This is a genomic window from Micromonospora sp. NPDC048170 (assembly GCF_040652795.1).
GTDB lineage: Bacteria > Actinomycetota > Actinomycetes > Mycobacteriales > Micromonosporaceae > Micromonospora.
In genome coordinates, this window is sequence record NZ_JBEZMR010000008.1 from 206,913 (window position 1) to 218,566 (window position 11,654).

Genomic DNA, 11,654 nt, shown 5'->3' on the forward strand with positions numbered 1-11,654 from the left:
GTCCTCTGATCAGCCCGACGCGGCGCCGGTCCTGACTGTGCCGGCGCCGCGTCGTTTCCGAGCACCGCGGTCGAGCGAAGGGTAACTGCGATGTTGGATCTTCTCGGCCGTCTCGCCCACCGGGCGCGCTGGTGGGTGATCGCCGCCGCCGCGGTGTTCCTGGTCGCTGCGGGCGGCTGGGGAGCCGGCGCCTTCGACGACCTGGCCGTCGGCGGGTTCACCTACGCGGAAAGTGAAAGCTCCCGCGCCGACGAGGTCGAACGGAAGGCGCTCGGGCGCAACGACGCGGACGTCGTCGTGCTGTTCGGCAGCGACCGCTGGACGGTCGAGGACCCCGCGTACGCCGACGCCGCCCGGCGCGTGCTGGACGGGCTGCCGGCGGACCGGGTCGAGGGCGTGACGGACTACTGGCGAGCCGGGGTTCCCGCCCTGGTCAGCACCGACCGGCGCGAGACGTTCGCGGCGGTGCAGATCGCCGGTGCCACCGAGAACGAACGCCTCACCAACTACCTGGCCGTCAAGGACAGCCTGACCAGTCCGGATCTCGACGTCACCGTCGGGGGGCCGCTGGCGCTGATCGACGACGTCAACAACCAGAGCAAGGCGGACCTGACCCGCGCCGAGGCGCTGGCGTTGCCGATCCTCTTCCTGCTGCTGGTGCTCATCTTCCGTAATCTGCTGGCGGCGCTGCTGCCGGTCGTGGTCGGGGTGCTGGCGATCGTGGGCGCGATGGCCGGCCTGCGGCTGCTGGCGCAGTTCACCGACGTCTCCATCTTCGCGGTCAACGTGGTCACGCTGCTCGGTCTCGGGCTGGCCGTGGACTACAGCCTGTTCATGGTCAGCCGGTTCCGGGAGGAACTCGGCGCGGGCCACCACGTCCCCGAGGCGCTGCGGCGGACCATGGTCACCGCGGGCCGGACCATCGTCATCTCCGCGGTGACCGTCGCGCTGGCGCTGGCCAGCCTGGCCGTCTTCCCGCAGGTGTTCCTCCGGTCCATCGCCGTCGGTGGGGTCGCCGCGGTGCTGCTGGCGGGGTTCTTCGCGATGACCGTGATGGCGGCGATGCTGTCGCTGTTCGGGCTGCGGCTGCGGGAGCGGCGCCGCAGGCCGGTCGACACCGACCCGGACTCCGGCGCGTGGGCACGGATCGCGCGGACGGTGATGCGCCGGCCGCTGCTGGTCGGTGGCGCGGTCATCGCCGTGCTGGTGGTTCTCGGTCTGCCGTTCCTGCGCATCTCCTACGGCTGGCTGGACACCCGGGTGCTGCCCGCCTCGGCGGAGAGCCGGCAGGTCCAGGACACCATCGAGCGGTCGTTCCCGGACAGTGTCACCCGGCCGATCGAAGCCGTCGTCACGCTGGACGGCCCGGTGACCGGTTCCCCCGGCCGGGAGGAGGTCGCCGCGTACGTGCAGCAGGTGGCCGCCCTGCCGGGCGTACGGCAGGCGGACGTCAGCGGTCTGGCCGGCGACACCGCGCGGGTCACCGTCCAGTTCGACGCGGAACCGATCTCCGAGCAGGGACGGGAGTTGGTCGACGCGGTGCGCGGCGTCGAACCGCCGCCCTCCGGCACGGTGCTGGTCGGCGGCGACGCCGCGGGGTTCGCCGACCTGATGGACATGCTCGGGCAGCGGCTGCCGTGGATGGCGCTGCTCGTCGTGGTCACCACGTTCGTGCTGTTGTTCCTGTCCTTCGGCTCGCTGGTGCTGCCGGTCAAGGCGATCCTGATGAACGTGCTGAGCCTGACCGCGGCGTTCGGCGCGGTGGTGTGGGTCTTCCAGGACGGCAATCTCGCCGGGCTGCTGCGGTTCACCTCCACGGGCAACATCGACGTGGTGCAACCCATCCTGATCTTCGCCGTCGCGTTCGGACTGTCGATGGACTACGAGGTCTTCCTGCTCTCGCGCATCCGCGAGCACTACGACCTAAGCGGCGACAACACCGAGGCGGTCGCGGTCGGGTTGCAGCGGTCCGGCCGGATCATCACCAGCGCGGCCCTGCTGCTGGTGGTGGTGATCGTGTCGTTCGCGACCGCGAGCGTGCTGGTCGTGAAGATCATCGGTATCGGGCTCGCGCTCGCCGTCGTCGTCGACGCCACCATCGTCCGGGCGCTGTTGATGCCGGCCACGATGCGGCTGCTCGGCCGGCTCAACTGGTGGGTGCCCGGGCCGCTGCGACCGCTCTACAGCCGGTGGGGGATCCGTGGGGAGAGCAGCCACCCGGAGGCGGAGCGCACCGCCGTGTAGCGCGGCGCCCGCCGGGGAAGTCCCTGCCGCGCCCGCCCGTCGTGAGATGCGACCGTGGCCTGGGGGTCGACCCCCAGGCCACGGTACGGAGGGTCAGTAGATCAGCGCCCGGCCCAGGCCCATGTCGGTGAGGCGGGTGGAGTGCACGATGCTCGTGACCTCGACAGCCTTCTGGAGTCGTTCCTCCGGCGTGGTGTCGGCCAGTCGCCGCCCGTCCCACACCTCGTAGTCACCGATGGCGGCCAGGTGCGGCTCGATGCCTTCCTGGAACCAGTTCTCCCAGCGGGTGAGCTGGTCGGACACCGGCAACTGCTCCCACAGCCGCATGCCGTCGCGGATGAGATCGACGAGGCGTTCCTTCTCGTCGGGGTGCCGCTGCAGGTGCTCACGGATGATCGACGTGCCGACGGCCAGGTGGCGCACCTCGTCGATGGCGGCGCCCTTCTCCATGTCCGCCATCCGCGGGTCGATCGGCCGCCACTTGCGCTCGCTGAGCTCGAACGACGGGGCGAGGAAGCCCTCGACCAGGATCGTCAGCAGCACCACGCCGCCGACGAAGTCCTGTTGCTCGCGCACGATCGGCATGCCGTACTCCTCCAACGGATCGAGGATGGCTGCCCTGTCGTGCGAGGTCTCCCGGGCGATGACAGCGGCGACGTCCTGCTCGTCGATGCCGAGGTTCCGCAGGTGGTTCCGGAAGATCATCGCGTGCCGGGTCTCGTCCATCAGTTGCGTGGCGTAGAACTCGGCGGTCGTGGAGTCCGGCGCGCACGCCACGATGTAGCCGATCGCTCGGGCCGCCCGCTCCTCGGCCAGCGCGCGGAACGCGACCTCCTGGACCAGTGCGTCGCGCAGCGGGCCTGGCTCGTGCAGGAAGTCCGGGGTGACCAGCTCCGGCGAATAGCCGAGGATGTTTCCGCGCAGCGTGCGCTGCGGGACGTTGGCGAACCAGTACCGCAGGTCGCAGTCGCGGGCGGTCAACCGGATGCCCTCCGCGCCGTCGAACAGGGAGGACGCCTGGTCCCAGTCGGCGGCGTCGTCCGCCGTCATCCCCGACCGCTCGTCGGTGCGTGGGGCGGCGGGCTGGGGACTGTAGGTGATCACCGGCTGCGGGCGCGGGCCGGGCACGGTGACCGGTGCCGCGTCGGCGGCCCGGGCAGGCGCCGAGGTGGGGGGCGGGGTGGGGGCCGGCTCGATCGTGGGGCCCGGCGCGGGTGCGCCAGCCGGCGGCACCACGGACGGCTGCATCGGTGCCTGCTGCACCGGTGCCTGCGGTGCCGCTGGTGGCTGGGCGGCCGGTGCCGGGGCGCTGTCGTTCATCATGAACGGGCGGGTGCCGTCGAGGTAGTCGACCAGCGACGCCGCGACGCTGGCCCGCGACGGGGGGTGGAACGCGGCGCACTGGCAGGCCGCGACCAGATAGGCCACCTCGGGGGAGCGGATGAACGACATGCCCCCGAGCATCTCCACCGCCTGGCGGGCGGCGTCGGTGATGGCGTCCTGCGCGCCGTAGCGGGCCATCAGGACACGGGCCAGCGCGTCGTCGTCCGTCTCGCCGGCCTGCATGGCGCGGGCCGCGCCCTCCAGGAGTTGCGTCGCCGTCTCCAGCCGCGTGCCCAGCGCGGCGCGGTCGGTGACCGCGCCGCGCCCGTCGGCCAACGCGCGTTCGACGAGCGTGCTGGCCATGCCCAGGTACGACGCGGTGATGAGCAACTCGAACCAGATGAACCCGACGGTCTGCAGGTCGTCGAGCATCCCGTCCGGGCCGTTCTCGGTCGGGATGACCAGTTCCTCCTCGATGAACACGTCGGTCAGCCGGACCTCGTCGCTCTCCGCCCCGGCGAGCACGCTGCTGCCCCAGAACGGGTGCCGGGTGATGCCGCGCAGCGTGGCCGGCATGAGCAGGAAGGCCGTCTGCTGGCCGCCGCCCGGTGCGGGCACCGCCACGCTGGCCGTCAGCAGGTCCATCGAGTGGCTCAGGCTGCACGGCTTCTTCGACCCGTTGATCCGGTAGCCGCCGTCCACCGGCGTCGCCGTCATCGTGGGGGAGAGGATCCCCTGGGCCGGTCGGCCCTCGGCGAAGCCCGAGGAGACCAGCAGGCTGCGGCTGGTGATCGCCTCCAGCAGGGCCCACTCCATGCCCGAGTTCTTGATGCTCTCGGCGAAGGTGAACAGCGTCGCCACGGAGAAGTGGTGCATCGTGGTCGCGACCGCCAACGACGGCGCGTGGGCGCCGATCGCACGGGTGACCCGAACCGCGTCCAACGGGGACGCGCCGAGCCCGCCGTATTCCTTCGGGATCACCAGGCTCGGGCCGCCGCTGGCCCGGAACACCGCAAGCGTGCCGCCGCCGGGGGCTTCCCGCTGCTCGAACGGGATCTTCGACAGCCCGTCGAGCAGCCCCGGCAGGTACGACTCGCAGAGGGCGCGGGCGTGATCAAGGGAGCGCACAGATTTCCTCCGGAGGCGAACGGTCAACGAGGGACGAGCGAGCGGGCCGCCGCGCGGCGCAGCTTGCCCGACGGTGTCTTCGGAAGGCTGCCCGGCGGCAGCACCACGACCTGCGCCGGACGGGCGTCGACGTCGGCGAGGACCCGGCTGGCGATCGCGTCGGACAGCACCCGCTCGGCGGCCGAATCACCGACCAGGCGTGACTCGACCAGCACCGCGAAGGACTCCCGCGCCACCGAGTCGCCGGCCATCAGTCGTACCGCCGCGACGTTGCCGTCCCGCACGCCCTCGACGCCGGCGGCCGCACGCTCGATGTCGGTGGGGTAGATGTTGCGGCCACCCATGATGATGACGTCCTTGCGACGCCCGCAGACCACGATCTGACCGTCGACCAGGTAGCCCTCGTCGCCGATGTCCAACCAGCCGTCGTCGTCAAGGGCCGAGGCCGGACCGGCCTCGGTGAGGTAGCTCCGGGTCACCGACTCACCCCGCAGCTGGAGCCGGCCGACCTCGCGGTCGCCCAGCTCGGCGCCGGAGTCGTCGACGATCCGCACGGCCACGCTCGGATGGGCGGCACCGAGCATGGGCAGCCGGCGCACGCCGGTCGGGTGGTCGTCGCCCGCCGGTACCGCCCGCCGGTTCTTCTCCAGTTCCAGGGCGTCGACGGTGTCGAGGAGCATCGGATCCGACAGCGCCGACAGCGAGATGACCAGGGCGCTCTCCGCCGCGCCGTAGCAGCAGTTCACCGCCTCGGGTCGCAGGCCGAACCGCGCGCCGGCCGCGACGAACGCCTCCACCGTCGACGGATCGATCGGCTCCGCGCCGTTGCACAGGGACTTCAACCGGGACAGGTCGAGCGAACCGGCGTCGGCGCGGGCGAGCTGCCGGGTCAGGATCGCGTACGCGAAGTTCGGCGCGGCGGTGATCGTGCCGCCGTACCGGCTCATCAGCTCCGCCCACACCATCGGACGGCCGAGGAACTCCGCGGGCGTGACCATGACCAGGTCGATGCCGGTGAACATGGGCAGCAGCAGGCACCCGACCATGCCCATGTCGTGGAAGAGGGGCAGCCAGCTGACCAGCACGTCGTCGGCGCCGCACTCGAGGTGGGCCGCGGTGTCGACGAGGTTGGCGTGGATGTTGCGGTGGGTGATCCGCACCGCCTTCGGCTCGGCGGTCGAGCCGCTGGTCAACTGGAGCAGCGCGGCGTCGTCCTCGGCGGCGGGCACGACGGTGAACTCCCGGTCGCTGTCCAGGTCGTCGATCATCCGGTGAGGGATGCCCTGCTCGCGCAGCACGCCGGCCATCGCCTCGAACGGGGCGCCCACCAGCACCAGACGCGCGTCGATCATGCGCAGGACACGCAGCGTGTCGTCGCGCCAGACGGACAGGTCGGTCCGCGGGGTCGGCTGGTGCAGCATGGTCACGCTGCCGCCGGCCAGCCACGTCCCCTGGGCGACCCGCGCGACCTCGCCCGGGTCACCGGCCAGGACCGCGACGGCCTGTCGGGGGGCCAGCCCGCCCTCGACCAGTGCCGCCGCCGTACGCCGGGCAGCCTCGTGCAACTGCCCCCAACTGCGCCGCACCGGGTCCACGGGGGCGCCGGTGACCATGCCGCGTGGCGACCGTTCGGCGGTGTCGACGACGACGTCGACGAAACGGCTCACCTCTGCCTCGCCAGAATCATGCGGGCCAGCCTAGACACTGTGATCGACAAAAGACCATAGATCCTTTGTGGAGACCATACGGGCGATTGTGCGGGCCGCCGTGACCGATGAAGGATGACCGCTGCCCGGTAGGTGACCGTGGCACTGACGATGACGATCGCGGAAGGCGGCCGCCTGAATGGGTGACTCCAGGACGCAGTGGTGGTTGGATGTCGTACGCACCCAGGCGGCCGAGGTGCTCGGCCGTCCGCGTGGCGACGTCACTCCGGACGGTGCCTTCGCCGACCTGGGATTCGACTCGCTGACCGCGCTCGAACTGGCCGACCGGCTGTCCGAGGCGAGCGGGCTCCAACTGTCCGGCACCCTCGCCTTCGACCATCCCAGCCCGGCGGCCCTGGCCGAGTACCTGGCCGGACAGGTCAGCGCTCCGGACGCGGACCCGGGACGGGGGCACCGCGTCGCGCCGGCACCGGCCGGCGAGCCGGACGGCACGCCGCCGGGTGAGCCCGAGCCGATCGCCATCGTGGCGATGGCCTGCCGCTTCCCCGGCGGAGCGGCCACGCCCGAGGACTTCTGGGACCTCCTGGCCGACGGTCGCGACGGCATCGGGCCGTTCCCGACCGACCGGGGCTGGGACCCGGAGGTCTTCCACCCCGACCCCGAGCACCCCGGCTCCACCTACGCCCGCCACGGGGGCTTCCTCTACGACGCCGGCGACTTCGACGCCGGGTTCTTCGGCCTGGGGCCCCGCGAGGCGTTGGCCACCGACCCGCAGCAACGGCTGATGCTCGAGATCTCCTGGGAGGCGCTGGAACGCGCCGGCATCGACCCCCGCACGCTGCGCGGAAGCCGCACCGGCGTCTACACCGGCGTCATCGCCAGCGACTACGCCCCGCGCCTCGGCGCCGTCCCGCCGGAGGTCGCCGGCTTCCTGATGCCCGGCAACGCGTCCAGCATCGTCTCCGGCCGCGTGTCGTACACGTTGGGCCTGGAAGGGCCCTCGCTGTCGGTCGACACCGCCTGCTCGTCGTCGCTGGTCGCGCTGCACCTGGCGGCACGCTCGCTGCGTACCGGCGAGTGCGACCTCGCACTGGCCGGCGGGGTCACCGTGATCGGGACGCCGTTGGTGTTCACCGAGTTCAGCCGCCAGCGCGGGCTCTCCCCGGACGGGCGGTGCCGGTCGTTCGCCGCGTCCGCCGACGGCACCGGCTGGGCCGAGGGCGCCGGTGTGCTGGTCCTCGAACGGCTCGCCGACGCACGCCGCCACGGTCGGCGCGTCCTGGCGGTCCTGCGGGGCAGCGCGGTCAACTCCGACGGGGCGTCCAACGGCCTCACCGCGCCCAACGGTCCGTCCCAGCAACGCCTCATCGTCGACGCGCTCGCCGACGCGGGACTCGACGCATCCGACGTGGACGTGGTGGAGGCGCACGGCACCGGCACCCGGCTGGGCGACCCGATCGAGGCCCAGGCGCTCATCGCCGCGTACGGCTCCGGCCGGCAGCGTCCGCTGTGGCTCGGATCGGTCAAGTCGAACATCGGACACGCCCAGGCGGCGGCCGGCGTGGCGGGCGTCATCAAGATGGTGGTGGCGCTGCGGCACGGGCGGCTGCCCCGCACGCTGCACGTCGACGAACCCACCCCGTACGTGGACTGGTCCGCCGGGACGCTGCGGCTGCTCACCGACGAGCAGCCCTGGCCGGCCGGCGTCCGGCCGCGCCGCGCGGCGGTGTCGTCGTTCGGGATCAGCGGCACCAACGCGCACGTCATCGTCGAGGAGGCGCCGCAGGACGAGCCCGTTGCCGCGACCGACAGTCCGGTCGCGCCCGCGCCGCTGGTGCTCTCCGCGCGGACCGTCCCCGCGCTGCGCGAACAGGCCCGCCGCCTCGACGCCTTCCTCGACGCCCACCCCGACCTGCCGGCCCGCGCGGCGGCGGTCGCGGCAGCCCGGCGTACGGCGTTCGAACAGCGCGCCGTCGTGCTCCACCGCGACGCCCTCGCGGCGCTCGCCGCCGGGCAGGACACCCCGGCGGTGGTCACCGGCACGGCGAGCGAGGGCAGGCTGGCCCTGGTCTTCCCCGGGCAGGGGGCGCAGCGGCCCGGGATGGGGCGGGATCTCGCCGCGGCCGAACCGCGGTTCGCCGCCGCCCTGGACGAGGTCTGTGCCGCCCTGGACCGGCACCTGGACCGTCCCATCCGCGCGGTCGTCGACGGCGACCCGGACCTGCTGGACCAGACCGAATACACCCAGCCGGCACTGTTCGCCGTGGAGGTGGCGCTCTACCGGCTGCTGTGCCACTGGGGCGTCCGGCCGGACTTCGTCCTCGGCCACTCGATCGGGGAGATCACCGCCGCCCACGTGGCCGGAGCGCTGTCGTTGGACGACGCCGCCCGCCTCGTCGTCACCCGCGGACGGCTGATGCAGGCGCTGCCCGACGGCGGCGCGATGGCCGCGATCCAGGCCACCCCGCAGGAGGTCGAGCCGCTGATCGCCGATCCTGCGGCGCAGGTCGGGCTCGCCGCCGTCAACGGCCCGACGTCGGTCGTCATCGCCGGCCCGCAGGACGCGGTGCAGAGCGTCGCCGACGCGTTCGCCGCGCGGGGCCGCAGGACCACCCGGCTGCGCGTCAGCCACGCGTTCCACTCCCCGTTGATGGAGCCGATGCTCGCGGACCTCGCCAAGCTGGAGGCGGACCTCGATTACCGGGCACCGGAGATCCCGCTGGTCTCCAACGAGACGGGCCTGCCGGTGGACATGATCACACCGGGGCACTGGAGCCGGCACGCGCGGCAACCGGTGCGGTTCGCGCAGAGCGTACGCCGGCTGCGCGAGCAGGGGGTGAGCCGGTTCCTGGAGGTCGGGCCCGGCGGCGTGCTGTCGGCCATGGTCCTCGACTCCGTCGGCGACCTGGACGCCGGCACGGGTGACACGATGATCGCCGTGCCGCTGCTGCGCGACGGGCGCGACGAACGGAACTCCGCCTGGGACGCGGTGGCCCGCCTGTTCGCCTGCGGCGTGGACGTCGACTGGCCCGCCCTGGTCGGCCGGGACGTCCCGCCCGCGGAGCTGCCCACCTATCCGTTCCAGCACCGGCGGTACTGGTTGACCCCACCGGTCCGGCCGCTGCCCGGCGAGCCGGTCGAGACGCTGGACGCCGCGCTGTCGACCGGCGAACTGTCGATCGCCGCCCAGCCGTGGCTCGCCCAGCACCGCGTGGGCGGAACGGTCGTCGTACCGGGAGCGCTGCTGGCGGAGTTGGCGGCACGCGCGGGTGCGCACGCGGGCTGCCCCGAGGTGGTGGAGCTCCTGCTGCGGGCGCCGCTGGTGCTCCCCGAGACCGGCGTCGTCCAGACGCGGGTGGTCGTCGCCGGGACGGAAGGCGATCCGACCCGCCCGCTGACGATCCACGCGCGCCCACCCGGCGGAACGTGGACGCCACACGCGACGGGAACCGTCGCCCCGGTGCGGAGCAGCGACGCCACCCGGTTGAGGCTGTGGCCGCCGCCGGGCGCGACGCCGTTGGACACGGACGGCTTCTACGACCGCCTGCGTGCCGCCGGCTACGACTACGGCCCGGTGTTCCAGGGCGTCGGTCGGGCGTGGAAGCGGGGCGACGAGATCTTCGCCGACGTGACGCTGCCCGCCGACGTCGCCGGCGCGACCGAGGACTTCCTGCTGCACCCGGCGCTGCTCGACGCTTCGCTGCACGCGCTCGGCCTGCTCGACGGCGCCGGCGCAAACGACGGGATCGCGCTGCCGTTCTCCTGGACGGGCCTACAGGTGCACGCCCGAGGCGCCACGGCGCTGCGGGTCCGGCTGACCCGCGACGGCGACGGTGTCGACGTCGTCCTCGCCGACCCGTCCGGTGCGCCGGTCGCCTCGGTCCGGCACGTGGCGCTGCGGCCGATCACGCCCGACCGGCTCGCCCTCGGGCCGTCCGGGTCTGCCGGTGGGTACGAGCTGCGCTGGGTACCGGCGGCTCCGCTCCGCTCCGACCAGCCGGTGGCCTGGCTCGACGAGCTGACGGCCGGCGACCAGGTTCCCGACCTCGTCTTCACCGAACTGCCGCCGGGCGGTGACGACCCCCACCCCACCGTCGCCGCCGCGCTCGACCTGGCACACCGCTGGCTGGCCGACCCGCGGTACGGCGCCGCCCGGTTGGCGGTGGTGACCCGGCGAGCCGTCGGCGACCAGTCGCGGGACCTGGCTCAGGCGGCGGTGTGGGGGCTGCTGCGCTCGGCGCAGTCCGAGCACCCCGGCCGGTTCGCGCTGATCGATCTGGACGACGACCCCGCGTCGCGGCAGGCGCTTCCCGCAGCCGGCGTCGCCGGGGAACCGCAGGTCGCCGTCCGCGCCGGCCAACTGCTGGTGCCTCGGCTGCATCCGTCGGCCGCCGGGCCCCCTACCGATATCGGGGCCGTCGTGCCCGGCGGACCGAGGCCGTGGGCTCCGCAGGGCACCGTCCTGGTCACCGGTGCGACCGGCGCCGTCGGCCGGCTCGTGGCACGGTACCTGGTCGAGCGGCGCGGAACGCGGCACCTGGTGCTCACCTCCCGGCGGGGAACCGACGCCCCCGGCGCCGCCGACCTGGTCGGCGAGCTGTCCGCGCTCGGCGCGGAGTCGGTGCGCGTCGTCGCCTGCGACGTCGCCGACCCGGCGGCCCTGACCGACCTGCTGAGGTCCATCCCCGCCGAGCATCCGCTCACCGCCGTGCTGCACTTGGCCGGTGTGCTGGACGACGGGGTCGTCGAGTCGCAGACCCCGCAGCGGGTGGCCGCGGTGCTGCGGCCGAAGGCGGACGGCGCACGGCAGTTGCACGAGCAGACCCGCGAGTGCGACCTGGCCGCGTTCGTGCTCTTCTCCTCCGCCGCCGGCCTGCTCGGCTCGCCCGGACAGTCGGGTTACGCCGCCGCCAACGCCTACCTCGACGCCCTCGCCGAGCAGCGGCGCGCACAGGGGCTGCCGGGGCAGTCGCTGGCGTGGGGCCTGTGGGAGCTGCCGGACGGGATGGCCGAGCAGGTCAGCGCCAACGGCCTGCGTCGCATGCGCGGGATCGGGCTGACGCCGTTGTCGCCGGGACGCGGACTGGCCCTGCTGGATCGGGCGCTCGACTCGGACGCCGCGACGCCGGTCCTCGTCGACGTGGACGGCACCCTGCTCGACGGGCACGACCGGCGGTCGGTGCCGCCGGTGCTGCACGACCTGATGGCCGCGGACGGCCTGGCCGGCGCGTACCTCGCCGGCCAGGCGCCGCCGGTCACCGCCGCGGGAGACCCGGCGACCCGCGGGGGCTC

The 11,654-nt window shown here is 73.4% G+C and carries 4 protein-coding genes; 2 read left to right on the plus strand and 2 right to left on the minus strand.

Going from position 1 to position 11,654, the window contains the following annotated elements:
- The first annotated feature begins 90 nt into the window (after window positions 1-90).
- The gene (locus AB0D32_RS14515; protein ID WP_357089486.1) at window positions 91-2,244 is read left to right on the plus strand and encodes an MMPL family transporter; all 2,154 of its coding nucleotides are present in this window, start codon (window positions 91-93) and stop codon (window positions 2,242-2,244) included.
- Between the two features lie 93 nt (window positions 2,245-2,337).
- On the opposite strand, the gene AB0D32_RS14520 is transcribed toward AB0D32_RS14515, so the two are convergent.
- Together AB0D32_RS14520 and AB0D32_RS14525 are read right to left on the minus strand one after the other, a co-directional pair.
- Window positions 2,338-4,695, minus strand: a complete 2,358-nt coding sequence (locus AB0D32_RS14520; protein ID WP_357089489.1) for an acyl-CoA dehydrogenase family protein — start codon at window positions 4,693-4,695, stop codon at window positions 2,338-2,340.
- 23 nt (window positions 4,696-4,718) lie between these two features.
- Entirely contained in the window at window positions 4,719-6,362 is a 1,644-nt protein-coding gene (locus AB0D32_RS14525) for a fatty acyl-AMP ligase (protein WP_357089493.1), read from the minus strand.
- Window positions 6,363-6,540: 178 nt separating this feature from the next.
- Between AB0D32_RS14525 and AB0D32_RS14530 the strand changes: the two genes are divergently transcribed.
- Window positions 6,541-11,654: type I polyketide synthase (locus AB0D32_RS14530; RefSeq protein WP_357089496.1), on the plus strand; the 5,114-nt coding region annotated here is incomplete at its 3' end.